The following is an 18,604-nucleotide window of genomic DNA, read 5'->3' as shown; positions in this document are numbered from 1 at the left end:
TATATTTCCGTTCATTTATTATTTAACTAAAATATTATATAATGCAAAATCTATGAATTCGCGTCGACCTTTCGGTCTGTACTTGGAAAGTCTCAAGGCTTCACGATCTGTATTGCGAAAGGCTAGAACTTCACGCGATAACTCGCCGAAACCCAGGTCGTGTTCTTGCCCGTCTGGTTCGACGTGTTGACCATGACGAGCCCATCGCCGTTGCCAAGCTTGTAGCTCACGCCCAGACCGCCGCGCAGCCAGTCCTGCTGGACGGACGCGCCGTCGATGGAGAAGGCGGAAAGTCCGAGGATCTGGCCGTTGACACCCGCACCGGCCTTCTCGAAGCGATGGCCATATTCGAAGCGCGTCACCAGCGCGAACTGGTCGTTCAGCGGCGTCGTGGCGTCAGCGCCGATGCGCACCGCGTTGGAAATCTCCCGAGACCCGTTGAACTGGACCGGGAAGCTGCCGCCGGCTTCTGTGTAACCGTTCATCTGCGCGTTCAGATAGGTATAGCTGACAAAGGGCGAGACGCCGGTCGAGGCCAGCTTGAATGCATCCTGCCAGTCGACACGGGCACGAACGCCATAGGTCTGCGTCGCAGCGGTGCCGAAGGAGGAATCGTTGGCCGCGCCATTGAGATAGCCGCGACGGATATCCGCCTTGCCCCAGTTGAAATAACCGGAGAGCGTTGCGACCACGCCGCCGCCAACGGCATAGGAAACATCGGGCGCGATATAGCCGGACGAGAACACCGAATTCCCCGCATTCGGCGTATCCATCCGCGCATACTGCCCGCCGCCTGCAACGCGCACCGTCCAGCCGCCCTCGATCCCGCGCCCGAAGCCGAATTCACCGGCGCCGATGCCGCCCTGCGCGGACCTCACGCTTGAATAGCCGCCATCGCCGGTGAACGATGCAGACGACTGCCCGGCATCCAGCAGCATGAAGAGCGGAGAGGAATGCGCGCCGTTCATGACCAGATCGGCATTCTGCACCTGCGGTGCAAGCCGCGGGGACGCGGCAAGGCTCGCCTGATAGTTGGTGACATCCATGAGACCGGCCGTGGTGGTCGTGGTGCCGGTTGTCGTCGATGTCGTGTTTGCCGGAGTGTCTGTCCCGCCGGAAGCTGGCGTCTGCACCGGCACCGGACCGCGCGCGATATAGGCATGGCCGTTCTGCAATGTCCCGACGACGACGCTGCCGTCGGCCGAAACGCCGGTGGCGGTCGATGTGACGTCGGCGTTCAGCGTCACGCCGTTATTGCGCAGCCACTGGTCTACCGAGATCATGCCCGTGGCCTGGGTCCAGCGGAAGCCGAGCTGCGTGTTGCCGTCGTCAGAGTTGCCGACGATGACGGACCCATCGGCATTGACGGCTTTCGCGAAGGATACGCCGGCCAGGGTTCCCAGACTGACCATCTGCCCGGTCTGTGTCCAGCGAAACGCCCGCTGCCAGTTGCTGTCATTGCCATCGTTGGCATAACCGACGATGACGGTTCCATCCGAGCTGACGCCTGTCGCGCGGGACTCCGTGCCGCCATTGAGGGTTCCAAGGCTGACCATGCTTGTTGCCTGAGTCCAGCGAAAGGCGCGCTTCGGAAGACTGACGGTGCCGTCGTCCGACTCTCCGACGACAATCGATCCGTCGCCGCTTACGCCGGTGGCCGAAGACGTAAACCCTCCTGGCAAGGTTCCCAGGTCGAACATGCCTGTTGCCTGCGTCCAGCGGAACGCCCTGTTGAAGGAGCCAGCATTTGCCTGTCCGACCACGACCGACCCGTCGGCGTTGACAGCACTAGCCGTGGAACCAGCGCCGTTTGGAAAGGCGCCGAGGTTGATCATGCCGCCGGCTTGAGTCCAGCGGAATGCGAAGTAACCGTTTCCGGTGTCTGTTGACCCGACGACGACCGTTCCGTCCGCGTTGACGCCATAGGCAAACGAATTGCCGCCACCGGCCCCGGCCATGTCGCCCAGATCGGCCATGCCGCCTGCCTGCGTCCATCGGAAGGCATGGGTCCAGCTGCCATTTTCCGCCTGTCCGACGACGACCGATCCGTCGCCGCTCACCGCAAATGCATCGGAAGTCGGCCCCCCAAGCGTCCCGATGTCGAGAGGATTGCCCGGCTGCGGGTTCACCTGGGTCGCCATCGCCGGCGTCAGCGCCGCGCTCGCCAGCAGGGCGGCTGTCGCGAGGGCCGCAAGCCGCCTGGGCGGCGCGGTGAGAGGGAGAGCGGGGCCCGTATCGTTCTGCTGCGACCGATGGGCGGCAATTGCCCCGTTGACCCGCTGAAACATGAATAAATCCTTAACGCATAAACGCCTCACGCCTATCAATCCGGCTTGCGTTTGGTCAATGCCGGAGCCCGTAACATATCTGGGAGGATATCCCCGATAACCGGAGATTTTAGGTATGTTATTTTATATTTGATGAACTTCTTAAGTAGCTTCCGTGAAGCGGGACGACTTTGCTCGCGCGTGAAAAGACAGTGCTCCGAGGAGTTACCGCCGCCCTACAGTCGGGATCGACGATGCTTCAGAACTTCACGCGATAACTCGCCGAGAGCCAGGTCGTGTTCTTCCCCGTCTGGTTCGACGAGTTGACCATGACGAGCCCGTCGCCATTGCCGAGCTTGTAGCTCACGCCCAGCCCGCCGCGCACGAAGTCCTGCTGTACGCTCGCGCCGTCGAGCGAGAAGGCGGAAAGCCCGAGAATTTGCCCGCTGACACCGGCTCCTGCCTTCTCGAAGCGGTGTCCGTATTCGAGGCGGGTGACGAGGCCGAGATTGTCGGTGAGCGGGGTTCTTGCATCCGCGCCGATGCGGACCGTGTTTGAGATTTCCCGGCTGCCGTCGAACCGCACGGGGAAGCTCCCGCCGGTTTCCGTGTACCCGTTCATCTGCGAGTTCAGATAGGTATAGCTGACGAACGGCGAGACGCCGGTCGAGGCCAGCTTGAACGCATCCTGCCAGTCGACACGGGCGCGAACCCCATAGGTCTGCGTCGCGGCCGAGCCGAAGGATGAATCGTTGGCCGTGCCGTTGAGATAGCCGCGCCGGATATCGGCCTTGCCCCAGTTGAAGTAACCGGAGAGCGTTGCGACCACGCCGCCGCCAACGGCATAGGAGACATCGGGAGCAACATAACCAGAGGAGAACACGGAGTTACCGGCATTCGGCGTATCCATTCGGCCATATTGCCCGCCACCTGCAAGCCTGACAGTCCAGCCACCCTCGATCCCGCGCCCGAAGCCGAATTCACCCGCGCCAAGCCCGCCCTGCGCGGATCTCATGCTGGTGTAACCGCCATCGCCGGTGAACCAGACAGACGACTGACCGGCATCCAGCAGCATGAAGAGCGGCGAGGAATGCGCGCCGTTGATCGCGACGTCCGCATTCTGCAGCTGCCCGGACACGCGCGGCGCGCTGACAAGGCTCTGCTGGAAGTTTGTGACATCCATCAGACCGGCGCTCACGGTCTGTGTGGGAACCGTCTGCGCGGGAACCGTCTGATGGGGAACCGTCGGATCGGGTGTCGTCACCGTGGTCGCGCCGCGCGCGATGAAGGCGTGACCGTTCTGCAGCGTCCCGACGATGACATTCCCGTCGGCGGAGACGCCTCTCGCCTCTACGGTCACATCGCTCACGAGGGTGACGCCCTGGGCCCGAAGCCAGTCGTCCACCGAGACCATGTTCGAAGCCTGCGTCCAGCGGAAGGCGCGTGATCCGGCATTGATGGTCGCGAGGGCCTGGCCCACGACGACGGAGCCGTCGGCATTTACACCGTAGGCATAGGAGTTTGTCCCCCCGAGGGTGCCGAGGTCGGTCATGGCGTTGGTGGACGTCGTCCATCGGAAGGCGTGAAGTGCGGCGTTGTTGGTCGTGTTGGCATAGCCCACGACGACGGAGCCGTCGGCGTTGACACCGTAGGCATAGGAGTCTGTCCCACCGAGTGTGCCGAGGTCGGTCATGGCGTTGGTGGTTGTTGTCCAGCGGAAGGCGTGGACTCCTGCGTTGTTGGCCGTGCCGGCATGCCCCACGACGACGGAGCCGTCGGCGTTGACGCCGGTGGCAGAGGAGCTTGTCCCGCCGAGGGTGCCGAGGTCGGTCATGGTGTTTGTGGTTGTCGTCCAGCGGAAGGCGCGCTGTGCCGCATCGTTGGGCGTGTTGGCATAGCCCACGACGACGGTTCCGTCGACGTTGATACCGGTGGCAGAGGAGTTTGTCCCGCCGAGGGTGCCGAGGTCGGTCATGGCGTTGGTGGTTGTCGTCCAGCGGAAGGCGTGACGTGCGGCGTTGTTGGTCGTGTTGGCATAGCCCACGACGACGGAGCCGTCGGCGTTGACACCGTAGGCATAGGAGTCTGTCCCGCCGAGTGTGCCGAGGTCGGTCATGGCGTTGGTGGTTGTTGTCCAGCGGAAGGCGTGGACTCCTGCGTTGTTGGCCGTGCCGGCATAGCCCACGACGACGGAGCCGTCGGCGTTGACGCCAGTGGCATAGGAGTTTGTCCCGCCGAGGGTGCCGAGGTCGCTATAGCTTCCCGGTGTCGTTACGCTACCGGCAAATGCGCCGGTTGCCATGCTCGCAGTAAGGCCGAACCCCAAAATGCCCGCATAAGAGATTGCATTGCGCAACCGCGCTTGCTTCGTGAACAGGCCGGCTACTTTCGAAAGCCGAAGCGCCTCCGCGTCCATCGTCCCTGGCGCGGCGAACCGGAATTCGCCGTGGTTCGGCTTGAATGGCGTCATGAAATGCTCCGGTCAAATGCTTGAAAACCAATGCTTTGGTTCTGAAATCGGCATACGTCCGGCGGCAGGGCGCTCCGCCGGGCGCAATCTGGCCGGACGTTACAAGCCTGTTCCTGTCGGGACATCCCTCAAATGGAGGATGCGAAGTGGTTTCCGGGCGGAATTTTTGCCGTGGTCCGCAGCGGTCGAGTAGCAATACCTGCACCAAAATCCCGCGTCTGTCGCAGAACTGAAACAAATGTCCCGCTCCGCCGGAAACCCTGCAGCGGATATTAGAAGTTTCTTTACTACCTTCCGTCACCCTCTCTTAACCGTGACAAAGGGGATGGGGATGAACGCGGCTGCCTATAGCTTGCCATCTGAGATGGAATATGAGGAGCGCGCGCCGGGCACAGCGCCTGCGCCGCCCGCGCCGGAAGTTCTGCGCGACGTGATCGTGCGGCTTTCGCAGGACGCCTCGCGGCTTGGCATTGATCTTGTCGACATTGCCGGCGCCATCCAGACGGTGGCGGCGTCCTCGTCCAAACATACGCAGGTTTTCCGCCATCTCACCGGCACGGCGCAGGAGATCGCCGAGGCCAATCGCAGCATCGCTAATGCGCTGCGCGGCACAGACCAGATGGCCGGCCGCGCCCGCGATGCGCTGAAACAATCGGCGGACGACCTGACCCGTTCCTCCACCGGCATTGATGCGATGGTGGAAGTGAGCGCCGATATCACCAGTGAAATCTCCCAATTTGCCGTCTCCCTCAACGATGTCGACAAATTCGCCGGCGAGATCGGCTCGATTGCCCGCCAGACCAATCTTCTGGCGCTCAATGCCGCCATCGAAGCCGCCCGCGCCGGCGAGGCCGGCAAGGGCTTTGCGGTCGTCGCCGCCGAAATTCGCGCGCTGTCGCTGCAGACCTCCACGGTGACGGCAACAATCCAGAAAACGCTCTCCGATATCCGCAACCGCATCCTGCGTCTCGGCCATGCAGGCGAGGGGGCCGCGCGTTCTGCGGGCGAAATCAAGGAGATCACAGTGGCGATGGATGCCTCCTTCCGCCTGATGGAAGAGGTCTTCACCCGCATTCTCGACAATTCGCAGCAACTCTCCGGCACGACTGCCGGCGTCGAGACCCGCTGCACGGGTTTCGTCAGCCAGCTCGAATCGGCGCTCGATGAAATGCTGGCCTCCAACAAGCACCTTCAGGGTGCGGCCGAACGGGTCGACGGCCTGGTCGACATGTCGGAAAAGATCATCCAGGTCGCCGCCAGCGCCGGTATCGAGACGCCGGACCACCGCCTGATTGTCGAGGTGCAGGATGTGGCGGCCCGCATCTCGGCCGCCTTCGAGCAGGGGATCGCCTCCGGCCGCGTCTCCATGTCCGACCTTTTCGATCGCAACTACCGGGAAATTCCGGGCACGAACCCCAAGCAGTTCTCCACCCGCTATCTCGATTTCGCCGACCGGGTGCTTACTCCGATCCAGGAGAGCGTCATCGAGGCGGACCCGTTGCTCGCCTTTTGCGCCTGCGTCGATGAAAACGGCTACCTGCCGACGCATAACCTGAAGTTCTCGCAGGCGCAGCGGCCCGGCGAGGTGGAATGGAACACCGCCAACAGCCGCAACCGCCGCATCTTCAACGACCGCACCGGCTTGGGCGCCGGCCGCAACAAGGAACCCTTCCTCGTCCAGACCTACCGCCGCGACATGGGCGGCGGCAATTTCATCATCATGAAGGACATCTCCGCCCCGATCTTCGTCAACGGCCGGCACTGGGGCGGGGTGCGTCTGGCGGCGAAGGTGTGACCCGCAAAGCAATTCCAGCAAAAGTGTATCGCGGTTTTGCGTCCGGAATTGCGCAAGAACGATCTAGATATCCTGCCCTTTGAACCCCTCCGGGTCCTTGGCCCCTCGGCTCACCCATCTCCGCAGCGCCTTCACCGGCCGTCCGTCTATGGCGGCAAGTCCGATGGCGATCAGGGCAAGTCCGCCGAAATGGCGCGGCATCAGCCTTTCGCCCAGGAAAACCGCGCCGAGAAGGATGGCGCTGACGGGGATGAGGAAGGTCACGAGCGCGATGTTCGTCGCACCGGCGCTCGAAAGAATGCGGAAATAGAGGATATAGGCGAGCGCGGTGGAGAGCAGCGCGATGCCGGCGACCGAAAGCCACACATCGGCGGCCGGAAAGGCAAGCCGCCAGGGCATGTCCACAATGGCCGTGATCGGAGCGAGCAGGATTGCGGAAGCCGTGACCTGTCCCGTTGCGGTGGCGAGCGGCGAAACGCCCATTGCCTTGAACCGCCGCCCGAAAATGCCGGCAAACGAATAGGAAATCGCCGCTCCCAGCACCGCACATTGCGCCCAGAGATTGACCGTCGCTCCCGTGAGAGCAGAAGGCCCGATCATCAGCACCACGCCGGAAAAGCCGGCGAGCACACCGACCACCCGGTTCGCCGACATCTTCTCGTCAGCGGTCAGGAGATGTGCGGCGATGACGGCAAAGAGCGGGGTCGTGGCATTGAGAATGGAGGCGACGCCGCTCGCGATATGCGTCTGCCCCCATACGATCAGCGTGAACGGCACGACATTGTTGAGAAGCCCCATGCCGAAAAAGGCCATCCAGACCCGCCGATCGAACGGCAGCGGCGTGCCGCGCAGGATGAGAACGGCGTTGAGCGTCAGTGCCGCGAGCGCCACCCGCAGGAAGACCAGCGTCAGCGGCGGCAGCGCCTTGACCGCCACGCCGTTGAAGAAGAACGAGCCGCCCCACAGCAGCGACAGCGCGATCAGCATCGCCCATTCCGCCGGTCCCATCGTTCTGCGCACGGTCATGTCCAGTTCCTTCACATCGATAATTCAGCTAAAGCCGAATGAGGTTGCAGGCGATGTCATGCGCCATTATTTTCGCCGGAAGATCGATGATCCACCCGTTTCCTGCAATCGAGACTTTTTCTTGCAACGATTGAGTTCTACTAAACCATGAGCCCGCCGCTTCCACCCCTTGTCAGCCTGCGCGCCTTCGAGGCCGCTGCCAGGCACATGAGCATGAGCCGGGCTGCGGAAGAGCTTTGCGTGACGCCCGGTGCGGTCAGCCTCCAGATCAAGGAACTGGAGGCCACACTGGGGCTCAGGCTCTTCATCCGCAAGCCCCGCGCGCTGGAACTGACGAGCGAGGGCCAGGCCTATTTCGCCAGCCTCAAGGTCGCGTTCCGCATGCTGCGCGAGGCGACCGAGGCGCTGCAGAAGACGGCCTGCGCACGTGTCATCACGTTGAGCTGCACCTCGACGATGGCCGTGCAATGGCTCGTGCCCAAGCTCGCCCGCTTCGAGGCGGAAAATCCGGGTCTCGATGTGCGCATCAGCATCTCCCATCGCCTGGTCGATTTCAGCCGCGACGCGGTCGATCTGGCGATCCGCCATGGGTTGGGGCGCTATGACGGTCTGGTTGCCGAACGGCTGCTGGATGACGAATTGACACCGGTTGCGGCCCCCGCCGTGGCGGCGCGGCTCTCCGCGGTGGAGTCGCTGGCGGGGCTGACGTTGCTGCATGACGAAACCCGCGACGATTGGCGGCTCTGGCTGGCGGCGGTGGGTGCCGAGCGCGTGGACGCCGGCGGCGGCCCGATCTTTACAGGCAGCAATGGCGCCATCGATGCGGCCAAGGCGGGGCTCGGCGTGGCGCTCGCCCGCCGTTCACTGGTCGTGCGCGAGCTGGAAGAAGGGACGCTTGTCGCGCCCTTCCCGCAGGGCGTGGCCAATGCGCTCGCCTATTTTCTCATCTACCCGCCGCAGGCATTGGCGCGGCTGGAGATCGAAACGCTGCGCTGCTTCTTGCTGCGTGCCGCCGGACGACCCCTTACGGGCTGATCGTCATTTCGCCTTCCGGTGCCGTCATCTCGAAATCGGAGATCAGGATTTCGACGCGGATATGCCATCGGCCGGGGAGCGGCAGGCGCAAGCCTTCCACGACATACTCCCCGTCGCCGTTAAACTCGGCCTTCTTGCGGATCGGTTCGATCCCGGCGCCGGGATTGGAGACGATGACGGAGAGTTCCTTCACGGTGAGATCGCCCGTTCCATGCGCCATGGGGGTAACGGTGACGGTGACGGGTCCCGGCGCGGCCGGAAAGATGCTGAGCTCGACCATTGCCTTGTCGGACATGAGTTCGGTCGCGACCGCTTGCCGTGCCGCGAGCTGCAACGCCCGCGGCGGCGGCGTGAAGCGCCAGTTGGCAACGGTGATCAGGATGGCAAAAACAATCAGGATCTCGAGGAGAATGGAGATGCGCAACGACCGGCCGACGGTTGTTGAAGACCCATCCCCAACGCTCCCCCCTTGTGGGGGAGATGGCGGCAGCCAGAGGGGGTCTTTGACCCCGTCCAGAGCCGGCTTCGTCAGGAACGCCCGGTTGACCGCCGCCGCCGCAAAGAGTGCGACGAGAAGAGCGATCTTGATCGACAGGACCGTGCCATACTGGGTCGTCACAAGCGCTTCGACCTTGCGGACCTGCACCACGGCAAGCGCGATGCCGGAGATGAGCAGCAGGGTGACAACGGGAAGGATGCGTCGCGAAAATCGTTGCAGCATCGCAGCACCCGCCGCGCCGCCGCGCTTGAGCGCAAGTGTCAGCGGAAGCAGCGCGCCGATCCACACCGCCACGCAGATCGCATGAACGAAGACGGCGCTGCGCATCAGCCACTGGGGTTCGGCAGCACTGGCATGACCGCTGGCCGCGACCGCAAGACCCGTCATGACCAGCGCGAGCAGGGACGGGACAGCGGCCCATCGTCCGCGTCGCGTCAGCGAGGCAAGCGCCGTGAGCATCGCGATGGCGGCCAGCGCCAGCGTTGCCGCATAGGTCGCCGTCAGCCCCTGTCGCCACGGTGCGGCACTTTCGAGCGCCGTGGGCGAGACGGCCAGCATGTCCAGCCCCTGCAGCCCGATACCCGTAACGGCAGCAACGAGGCCCAGCCCGAGGAACGCCCGGATCATCAGGACACTTTCTCGACCATCGCGACCGAACCAGTTGAGCGCAAACACCCCGCCGACACCCAGGAAGAGCCCGAGATAGAGCGCCACGCGCTGGGCCAGAATGAGCAGCCGGCTCGCCTGCGGCGTCGTGTCCGCCGCTATCGCCGAACCGCCGGCACTCGGTGCGCCGATGGAAAAGCCCAGCGTGCCGCCGATCGGATGACCGTCCTCGGAGATGACACGATAGCTCAGCGCATAGCTGCCATTGGCGAGAGCCGGGGGCAGCGTGATTGTGATTGCGCTGCCGTCGCTCCTGATGGTGTCGATCAGCGAGACCGAGCCATCCGGCCGCGCCAGCTTTATGGTGATGGGCGAGACAGGCTCGTTGAAGGTCAGCGTCACGGCCGCCGGCGCGGAAGCCAAGACCGCACCGTCGTTGGGGTCTGAGGAGAGGAGCTGGGCGTGGGCAAGCGCGAGGTTAGGCAGAAGGATGAGGGCGACGAGTGCCCAGATCGTCCGGAACAGGGTGCGGGGAAGGCTGCCCAGACCCCACCCCAACCCTCCCCACAAGGGGGAGGGGGAGTGGCTGCTGCGGCGAGCCTTGTTCTCAGATCGTCCGAGATGGCAGGGTGGCCGCCCCAACCGTCTCCCCCGCTTCAAGGGCAGAGATGGCGGCAGCCAGAGGGGGTCTTTGGCGCCGGACATGTCGACAATGGGGGACGGCCTTGTCATGCGCTACTTCTTCTCGATCAGCTTGACGCCCGGCGCCGGCGATTCCGGCTCGCCCTTGCCCTCGACCGGAATTTCGATCCAGCGCGTGGCCGACCCGTCGACGCAACCCTGGACCACCGGGAAATAAAGCATGGTGCCGGCCTTGAGGCTCGCGTCAATATAGGTCGAAACGGTGAATTCTTCATATTCGTCATCGGGCAGGTTGCCGCCCTTCCACTCGATTTCCTTCACGCCTTCCGAGACTTCATGACCATAGGGCTTGTAGGTGGCGGCATATTTGCCCTTCACCTTGTCGAGTGTCCAGCCGGCCTTTGGCATCGGTTTGGCGTTCACCACGCCCTCCGGCAGTTGCACGCGGATGGAGCTGGTCGCCTGCCCCTTGCAGCCGTGCGGCACCCGCAGAACCAGCTTGAAGCCGGCGCCGACCGTGGCTTCCCTGGCCTCGATCGTCACATGGGCGAAGGCGGGGGCGGCGAGGCTGGAGGCAAGCGTGGAAGCAAGCGCGAGCGCGAGAGTGGATTTCAGAAACTTGGACATGGTTGTTCCTTGCATAGTTCAAGTGACGGCAGGCCGGCGCGCAGGCTTTGGCGCATCGATCCCGGCATCTGGCCGTCAGGATGGATTGGATAGGTTTCGCTTTCCGCGAGCCCGGATGCGACAAGCGCAAGCGCTTCGGGCCGGCTCACGGAAACCGTTGTCAGGCAAGGAGGGCTGACGGCGGGGCGCGGGGCAGGGCGCGCGAAGTTTCGGCAAGATCAGGCTTCGGAATGTCCCGGCAATGCGCGCAGCGCTGACGCGGAAACTCGACCGCGCTGGCATTGACGGTCGGCGGTTCGGGCACGAGGATCGAGGCGGCGAGCCGGCAGGCATCGCAGCCATATGCACCCATGCCGCCCTTGGCGGTGCTGCCCATGTCCTCGTCGCCCGTGACGGTGATGCAGATCACCGGAAGCGTGCCGTCCGGCAGCGTATAGGCGGCATATTCGACGGAGGTGGGGAGCGAGCCCGCCATGACGGGTTGATGCGCAAAGCCGATCATCGTCAGGGCGACGACGATCATCATGCGCATCATTATGTTCAGCCTTTGCCGCATGAAACCTGTCCCGTCCCGATCCGGATTGCAGTACCCGTCAAGAATATGCGTGTGGTGTGCGTCAGAAACGGCTTTCCATCGTTGACACAGCGCAAATCCAGCGCATCTTCCCTCGGCCTGAAGCCCTTTTTTTCCATGCCAAGGGCTATCGCCAGACGTGCCTTTGGTCAATTGTGGCGGATGCGGACCGATTGCCGCACTGGAGCCTTGTCGAGCATTGTTCACAATCAGGCGGCCCACCACGATCAACAGAACACCTATCCTGATTGAGTTTTGACCCTAGACTTGCCCACAGTTCTCCGTCATCACGGCTTGAAACGCTCCGGAAATCACGCATGCGCCTCAAAACCGAAATCGTCGTCTCGGCCCTCGTCCGCCGCATCTTTTCCGATGGCGGCTTTGCGGCGGTGGAACGCAAGGGCGAGGAGCAGGCGGGCGCGATCTTCCTCACGCAGCGCTTTCGCGACGGCCTTGTCTCGCTCTATGCGCCGGCGCCGCAGACTTTCTTCGAGGAAGGCGAGGAACGAGGCCGCAAGTTCGAGCAGCGGCTGGATCGGGTGGAGGAGGAAACGGTGCGTGAGGCGCTGTCGCGCGAAATCCGCTTCGATCCGGACCTCTGGGTGGTCGAGGTGGAGACGGAGAGGCCGCTCGGCGATTATATAGAGACGGCGGAAGCCTAACCTCGAGCGCTCAGCCTGTCCGCCGGCGCCACATTGCTGTTGCCGGCAGCAGCCGCAGCGGCCTCGGCCTGCGCGGCCATGTCAGCTTCCACATCCTCGTAGCGGCCCGTGCGGGTATAGATATCGGCGCGGCGCCAGGCGATGACGCGGGCGACGCAATCGGCCGGATCAAGGCTGCGCACCAGCTGGAAGGCACGGTTCCGGCCGTCGACGATCTGGGAAAGATGCGGATAGATGCCGGTGAGAATCTGGCGGGTATCGGCAGCACGCAGGCCCAGCGCAATCAACGTCGAGGCAAGCTGCGAGCCGGAGACGTCGAGCAGAATGCGTTCGGAAAGAGCGGAGGAGGCATCCAGCGCCTCGGTGAGAACACGGGCAAGGAGCGGCATCTGGCGGACGCGCGCGAAGCGCACCAGCAGCGCCTGATGCATCTCGTCGGCGGCGCGCAGCATGACGGCGGGGCGAACATCCTCCGGCGCCTTGGCGGCAACCAGCTGGCGCAATTCGTTGCGCAGCGCTTCTTCGCGGGCCTGCCGCGCCTGTTCCGGCGTGGAGGGACCGAGGCGGGGCGCGGCGGCCTCGGCGGTAACCTGGGTTGTGACGGCGACAGTTGATGGATCGGACACGGCGTCTGCCTGCGACAGTTCCGTATCCTCCGCAGGCTTCACGTTGCGGCGATAGCTGCTGCCGTCATGGAGGGCGGCAAGCGCATCCACGACAATGGGAGAGAGGTTCGCCCGCGTGGCGATCGCGCGCGCATGCGCCTCACCCTGGCTGCGTGCAATGTCGATGAGCGTGGCATCGGTAATGGCAACCGATTGCGACAGGAAGATCGCGGCAATTGCGATGGGCTGCGAGCCGACGAAGAAACAGACGGCCTGGGGAAGTGTCTGAAGGCGCGAGAGCGCGGCGACCGCCTGACGGCGGGCCTCCGGTGTGGATTGTTCATAAAGCGGGCGGAACAGTTCGGCGAATTGCTTCAGCTCGATCCGGGTCGGCGTGCTGAGTGCCTCGAAACTGGTGACGGTTGCCATCAAGACCACATCTCGCTTGCGGATAGAGTGCGGCTTCTCCAACTCTCTGAACCTGTCCAACACGGGCACACCTGACGCTACGCAATACAGTCGCGGACCGGCCGGCGAAACGCGCCGCAGTGCTGCCTGTCCCCTATTCACTCAAATTAGGGGAAAACCGTTTACAACCCATTAACTATCGGTGTGGCTTGATGATCACACGGAGCGCGGGGGGAACCGCAACCGTCGTGGAGCGTTAAATCTCCGCGGTAAGCATCGTTTGGCAGGTGGCCCGAAAGGCCGCAGACAGGGGATGAGAAAGCGCAGATGTCCCGGCCTGGCGGCAAGGGGGTTTTAGAGCGCCGTGTGTCCGATGGGACGAACCGGTGCTTGAAATCGAGCCATCCGGAAATTGCGCTGGTCCGCGAGCGACAGGCGGACAGGGTGAAATTTGTTCTTCGTTCATCCGTCTCAAGGTTTCAGGAGACGAGAATGGCACAGGTAATCAGCATCAGCGAGCGCATGCCACGCACGCCGCGCCGGGCAGAACCCGGCGTTCAGGACGCACAGATCCTGCTCTTCACGGGCATCCGCTACGAACGCTTCGGCCAGGCCCCGGAACGGGTAGAGCTGGACGAGCGCGGCGAGCCGGTAAGGCATTGATATCCGTCTCACAAGGCGGGGATTGTATGCCATTATCTTGAAAGAAGCCGCGCGAGCTCGCTCTGCCGGCGTGATCCGGTTTTTGAGAAGATGCTTTTCAGTTGCGATCTCAAGGTCGCGCGCGAAAGGGACAGCATGTCGGCGATCGTGCCGAGTTCGTATCCCGCCTCAAGAAGCTGGCAGAGACGGATTTCGGCTGGCGTCAGATTGAAGTATGTCCGGAGCGCCTGAGCATCCATGTCCGGCGACCTGAAAATGTCCTGAACCAGAACGAGAGCAAGACGCTCGATGCCGAAACTCAGCCGGCTAAACTGTGCCGCTGCGACCGGGATCGGATAGAACCGGCATTTCCAGGTGGTCGTCTCGTCACGGAAATAGCAGGTCGTGCCTTTAGACGGCAATCTTCCGGCAAGTGCGTCCATCTCTGCATTGAGCCATTTGTTGGCGTCTGCCGCCTGAAAGCTAACCTTGCCTTTGGACAGCTGAACGGGGGCGCCTTGCGCAAACGCGCGCTCGGCAAGGTCATTGGCCTCAACGAGCTTCAGGCGGGTGTTCAAGACAAAGGCTATCCTGTCTGAATGCGCCGCAAGCGATGCAATGGAAGCAGACCGTGAGATTTGCCTGAGCTGGAGATGGTTCAGCTCCGCCGCATGCCGGATGGAATTCGAAATGCCTTGCAGCGTGTGCCTGATGGCCGGCGAATAGACATTCGCCAGCGGCAGCGGAAAGTGAAGCGTCATCAGCAGCTGGTCGGCGTCGGTCGTGTCGATTTTCAATCCAAAACCGGCGTCATAATCCCCCTGCCGCCGGAGAAAATCTCTGTAGAATTCCGTGTTGTCGAGAGTGGAAATGGGCAGCGACTGTTCCGTCTCCACGATGCCGCGTTCGTCCGTCAAATTCCAAAGCGCGTTGAGTGGATTTACCGTACAGTAATACTCGTCATAGGCGCTGACGGCCTTTCGCTCCAGTCCTTCGACCATGGAGAAATGGACGGCTCCAGATGAAATATTCTGGTTGAAGATGCCGCAAAAGGAGTCCGGGAAGCGCTTGGTGATGATTTTTGGGATCTCGTCCCAACGCCCCAGGCCGACGCCTGCAGCATCGACCGCATGTTTGAGGTCTTCGACTGTATCCTGCAGCCATCGATTGCTATGAAACACGGTTGTCCCTGCAATGCACCGATGGGCCGTCTGAAATATCACGGCCTCAGTTTCGATATGCTAGGGAGGATATAACAACTTTACGGTGTTTTTAACCCGTCTGGCGAAAAATTGTAAGGCTTACAACCCATCGCAGCTCGCACTATCCAGAAACGCCTGCGTGGACGCCGCCATGCTTGTCTCCGGCATGACGGCGCGGAGCACGACATAGGCGTCGTCGGCGGGGAGGGTGACGAGGATGTGGTTTTCGGTGGCATTCACGCCGCTGTTCTTGAGCGCGGTGATCTGCGCTTCGGTGCCGGCAATGATGTCGAGCGTGCCGCGCACGGCGGTGCGGTCGCTCATGCTGAAGATCTCGTTGGAGCGGCTGTCATAGATTGCTGCCGACCAGAAGGGCACGCTGCCTTCGGCAGTCAGGTTCACCGGTCCGTCATCAACGGAAAAGGCACAGACCGCTTCCTTCAGGAACGGGCCGCTGACGGCGAGACCACCGTCGACGGGCTTGTCGGGCAAGGGGCGGAACTCGCCGTCGGCGCCGAGATCGAGCACGCGGGCATAGATGTCGGCGCCCGTATAGACCGGGGTCGCCAGAATGACGGTGATGTGGAGCACGAGCGCGCCGAGCAGGCCGACGCCGACGGCATAGAAGAGGCTACGCATCGCCGCATCCCTCCCGGACAATCGTCGGCATCGACAGGTCGAGGAGGCCGGAACTGCCGGCGACCGGCGTGTCGAACAGCGTGAAGGCGAGGCGATAGTGCCCGATTGGCGGCACCGAGAGCCAGTTTCCGGCTTGCGGATTCTGCGAGACGGAGACGGTGAGCGTCCCGTCATTGTCGTAGAGCACGGATTGCGCATTGAGCGCTGCGGGCAGGCCGGGCCTGTTCGTCAGCGGTGCGTTGGCCGCGTTGGTGATCGAAAGCGTCCAGAAGCGCGCCTGCGGCACCTTGCCCGAGACCCGGTAGGTGCAGCCGCCGACCAGCGCCTCGCCGGCATCGTCGTTATCCGCATAGAAGACGAGCCCCTCGGCGCTGCCAAGCAGCAGGCCGGTGGCCTTGGCGCGATGGTTGCGGGCGTATGGATCGGCTTCCGATGTCTGCGCCTTCGGATAGGCCTGCCATGCGCCGAGCGTCAGCGCGCTGAAGCCGGACGATCGGCTGATCGCACTCCTGGTGATCAGGATGCCGACGCCGAAGGCGATCGATAAGGAAACGGCAACGAGAAAGGGAACCCGGAACATGAACTGGCTTGCTTCTTTCTCGTTCTATCTCATTGTCTTCATGGGCATATGCCGGCGAGATACACGTCTCGCGCCGCCCTATTTGCTGCCGACCTGAACCGGCAACGCCACACCATCTGCGCTTGCACCCGTCAGCGGCGGCGCAGTCGACAGCGCCTTGCCGATGCTCTCGATCAGCTTGGTCGATGCCGGGCTTAGCATGCGCGGACGCTCGATCGAAAGACGCGTATCCTCGCCTCCCGGCTTCTTTTCACCATTCTGGCTGGAAACGTTGCTGGCGATGATCGCGGGCGTCGGATTGTCGATGCCGGGGATGGGGCGCAGCGGTATGCCCTCATGCGCATAATCCATCAGCTTCTTGAAAGTCGCGGCCGGCAGCGAGCCGCCGGTGATGCGGTTGGTCGGCGAGAAGTCGTCATTTCCGAGCCACACAGCGCAGGTGAAATTGCCAGTGAAGCCGACGAACCACGCATCGCGATAGGACTGCGTCGTGCCCGTCTTGCCGGCGGTCGGGATCGCATTGTCGAGAGCGGCACGGCGCGCCGTGCCGTTGACCGGGATGGTGACGAGAATGCGGTTCATCGAGGTGGCCGCCTGCTCGGACAGCACGCGCTTGGCCGGCGGCTCGTCGCGATTGAAATCATAGACGATCTTGCCCTGATCGTCGGTGATCTGCACGATGCCGTGACGGCGGGTCTGCATGCCGCCGGACATGAAAACGCCATAGGCGGTCGCCTGGTCCATGATCGTCACTTCCGACGTGCCGATGGGGATCGTCACGTCGTTCTTGATCGGCGTCTCGACGCCCATGTCATGCGCCATCTTGATGATCGGTGGAATGCCGAAATGTTCTTTCGCAAGCCGCACCGGCACGGTGTTGATCGACTTCGCCAGCGCCGTCATCAGCGAAACGCGACCTTCATAGGAGCGCTCGTAGTTCTGCGGCGACCAGTTGCCCCAGGAAATCGGCCCGTCGGTGATCATCGATTCCGGCGTGAAGCCGTTCTCCATGGCGAGCGAATAGGTATAGACCTTGAAGGACGAGCCCGGCTGCCGCAGCGCACGCGTTGCGCGGTTGAACTGGCTTTCGCCATAGTCGCGCCCGCCCACCATGGCGCGCACCGCGCCGCCATTCTCGATCAGCACGAGCGCGCCCTGGCCGATATGGGCGCTTTCGCCGAACTGCCGGAGCGTCGACTGCATGGATTCGTCAGCCGCCTGCTGCAGCTGCGGATCGAAGGTCGTCTTCACGATGAGCGTGTGCGAGGATTTCGGCCCCGCCAGCCGCTTGGCCTCGTCGAAGGCCCAGTCCAGGAAATAGTCGGGCGACTGCGAATTGGCGCGGTCCACCACGCTTGCCGGATTGCGCCGTGCCGCGACCACCTGGCCCTCGGTCATGAAGCCCGCCTGCACGAGATTTGTCAGCACGTCGTTGGCGCGGGCGCGGGCCGCCGGCAGGTTGACGGCCGGCGAATATTTGGTCGGCGCCTTGAAAAGTCCGGCCATCATCGCGGCTTCGGCGAGATTGACGTCAGTGACGTCCTTGCCGAAATAATATTGCGCCGCCGCTTCCGCGCCGAAGGTGCCGCCGCCCATATAGGCACGGTCGAGATAGAGCCGCAGGATTTCCTTCTTCGTCAGATGCGATTCCAGCCACAGCGCGAGGAAGGCTTCCTTGATCTTGCGTTCGATGGAGCGCTCGCTGGAGAGGAAGAGGTTCTTCGCCAGCTGCTGCGTCAGCGTGGAACCGCCCTGCACGACGCCGCCGGCCCGCGCATTGGTCGAGAGCGCACGGAAAAGGCCAATGATATCAATGCCGAAATGGTCGAAGAAGCGGCGGTCTTCGGTCGAGAGCAGCGCCTTGACGAGATAGTCCGGCAGGTCGTCGACCGGCACGGATTTTTCGTGGATGATGCCGCGATGGCCGATCTGGTTGCCATAGCGGTCTAGGAATGTCACGGCGTAGTCGCCGCGCTTGCGCCAGTCGTCCTTCGTCTCCTGAAACGCAGGCTGCGCCAGCGCCAGCATGAGCACGAAACCGGCAGCGCCCAGCGTCATCGCTTCGCCCGCAACCTCGAACAGCGCCTTCCAGAGGCCACGCGCGCGGAAACGCTGGAAGAAGATTGTGATCGATTGCCAGGTGGAGGCCAGCCGGTCGCCAAGCGTCCACAGCGCCGAATCCAGCGCCGCGTCGAGCTGCAGAAAGAAAAACCGCTTGCGGATGCGCCGCTTTTCGTTCTTTGAAGGGTCGTTCGGATCGGTCATGGCGCAGGCTTGGCTTTGCTCGGATGCGTGTCCGGAAACGGGACACCTCTCGTATAATTC

The 18,604-nt window shown here is 62.9% G+C and carries 15 protein-coding genes; 4 read left to right on the top strand and 11 right to left on the bottom strand.

The window, feature by feature from the left end:
* Positions 1–122: 122 nt before the first annotated feature.
* Together ABID16_RS08090 and ABID16_RS08085 are read right to left on the bottom strand one after the other, a co-directional pair.
* The gene (locus ABID16_RS08090) at positions 123–2,288 is read right to left on the bottom strand and encodes an autotransporter domain-containing protein (protein WP_354555776.1); all 2,166 of its coding nucleotides are present in this window, start codon (positions 2,286–2,288) and stop codon (positions 123–125) included.
* Positions 2,289–2,526: 238 nt separating this feature from the next.
* On the bottom strand, positions 2,527–4,737 hold the full coding sequence (locus ABID16_RS08085) for an autotransporter domain-containing protein (RefSeq protein WP_354555775.1): 2,211 nt from the start codon (positions 4,735–4,737) through the stop codon (positions 2,527–2,529).
* 331 nt (positions 4,738–5,068) lie between these two features.
* Here ABID16_RS08085 and ABID16_RS08080 point away from each other — a divergent pair, with 331 nt between their 5' ends.
* Positions 5,069–6,532: a methyl-accepting chemotaxis protein gene (locus ABID16_RS08080; RefSeq protein WP_354555774.1), complete on the top strand. Its 1,464-nt coding sequence runs from the start codon at positions 5,069–5,071 to the stop codon at positions 6,530–6,532.
* 63 nt (positions 6,533–6,595) lie between these two features.
* Here ABID16_RS08080 and ABID16_RS08075 read toward each other — a convergent pair whose 3' ends face one another.
* Positions 6,596–7,558: a DMT family transporter gene (locus ABID16_RS08075; protein ID WP_354555773.1), complete on the bottom strand. Its 963-nt coding sequence runs from the start codon at positions 7,556–7,558 to the stop codon at positions 6,596–6,598.
* 147 nt (positions 7,559–7,705) lie between these two features.
* Here ABID16_RS08075 and gcvA point away from each other — a divergent pair, with 147 nt between their 5' ends.
* A complete protein-coding gene (gene gcvA, locus ABID16_RS08070) occupies positions 7,706–8,593 on the top strand; it encodes a transcriptional regulator GcvA (RefSeq protein ID WP_354555772.1) in 888 nt (295 codons plus the stop codon).
* Here gcvA and ABID16_RS08065 read toward each other — a convergent pair.
* The 3 genes from ABID16_RS08065 to ABID16_RS08055 all read right to left on the bottom strand — a co-directional run bounded on the left by ABID16_RS08065 (position 8,583) and on the right by ABID16_RS08055 (position 11,523).
* Positions 8,583–10,256 (bottom strand): copper resistance CopC/CopD family protein, encoded by a 1,674-nt coding sequence (locus ABID16_RS08065; RefSeq protein WP_354555771.1) that lies wholly within the window; start codon positions 10,254–10,256, stop codon positions 8,583–8,585. The two genes, gcvA and ABID16_RS08065, sit on opposite strands and share 11 nt — an antisense overlap.
* 177 nt (positions 10,257–10,433) lie before the next feature.
* On the bottom strand, positions 10,434–10,967 hold the full coding sequence (locus tag ABID16_RS08060) for a YcnI family copper-binding membrane protein (RefSeq protein ID WP_354555770.1): 534 nt from the start codon (positions 10,965–10,967) through the stop codon (positions 10,434–10,436).
* A gap of 160 nt (positions 10,968–11,127) precedes the next feature.
* Positions 11,128–11,523, bottom strand: coding sequence for a hypothetical protein (locus tag ABID16_RS08055; RefSeq protein ID WP_354555769.1), 396 nt, complete (start codon positions 11,521–11,523; stop codon positions 11,128–11,130).
* A 335-nt stretch (positions 11,524–11,858) separates the two neighbouring features.
* Between ABID16_RS08055 and ABID16_RS08050 the strand changes: the two genes are divergently transcribed.
* Complete coding sequence (locus ABID16_RS08050; RefSeq protein ID WP_354555768.1) at positions 11,859–12,203, top strand: DUF1491 family protein; 345 nt, start codon at positions 11,859–11,861, stop codon at positions 12,201–12,203.
* On the opposite strand, the gene ABID16_RS08045 is transcribed toward ABID16_RS08050, so the two are convergent.
* Positions 12,200–13,237 carry a DUF2336 domain-containing protein gene (locus ABID16_RS08045; protein WP_354555767.1) on the bottom strand — a complete coding sequence of 346 codons (1,038 nt, stop codon included), beginning with the start codon at positions 13,235–13,237 and terminating at the stop codon, positions 12,200–12,202. The genes ABID16_RS08050 and ABID16_RS08045 overlap by 4 nt on opposite strands.
* A 471-nt stretch (positions 13,238–13,708) precedes the next feature.
* Between ABID16_RS08045 and ABID16_RS08040 the strand changes: the two genes are divergently transcribed.
* Positions 13,709–13,879 carry a hypothetical protein gene (locus ABID16_RS08040; protein WP_354555766.1) on the top strand — a complete coding sequence of 57 codons (171 nt, stop codon included), beginning with the start codon at positions 13,709–13,711 and terminating at the stop codon, positions 13,877–13,879.
* Between the two features lie 32 nt (positions 13,880–13,911).
* Here the strand turns inward: ABID16_RS08040 and ABID16_RS08035 are convergent, their stop codons facing one another.
* The 4 genes from ABID16_RS08035 to ABID16_RS08020 all read right to left on the bottom strand — a co-directional run bounded on the left by ABID16_RS08035 (position 13,912) and on the right by ABID16_RS08020 (position 18,544).
* Entirely contained in the window at positions 13,912–15,039 is a 1,128-nt protein-coding gene (locus ABID16_RS08035) for a helix-turn-helix transcriptional regulator (RefSeq protein WP_354555765.1), read from the bottom strand.
* 120 nt (positions 15,040–15,159) lie between these two features.
* A complete protein-coding gene (locus ABID16_RS08030) occupies positions 15,160–15,699 on the bottom strand; it encodes a DUF1254 domain-containing protein (protein WP_354555764.1) in 540 nt (179 codons plus the stop codon).
* Positions 15,692–16,279 carry a DUF1214 domain-containing protein gene (locus ABID16_RS08025; RefSeq protein ID WP_354555763.1) on the bottom strand — a complete coding sequence of 196 codons (588 nt, stop codon included), beginning with the start codon at positions 16,277–16,279 and terminating at the stop codon, positions 15,692–15,694. The genes ABID16_RS08030 and ABID16_RS08025 overlap by 8 nt, the downstream gene beginning before the upstream one ends.
* 78 nt (positions 16,280–16,357) lie before the next feature.
* A complete protein-coding gene (locus ABID16_RS08020; RefSeq protein ID WP_354555762.1) occupies positions 16,358–18,544 on the bottom strand; it encodes a transglycosylase domain-containing protein in 2,187 nt (728 codons plus the stop codon).
* Positions 18,545–18,604 lie beyond the last annotated feature (60 nt).

The organism is Limnomicrobium aquaticum (genome assembly GCF_040545545.1).
In the GTDB taxonomy this organism is placed as follows: Bacteria; Pseudomonadota; Alphaproteobacteria; order Rhizobiales; family Rhizobiaceae; genus Ensifer_A; species Ensifer_A aquaticum.
Note: the sequence above shows the minus strand (reverse complement) of the source record. Positions and strands in the feature narration are given on the sequence as shown.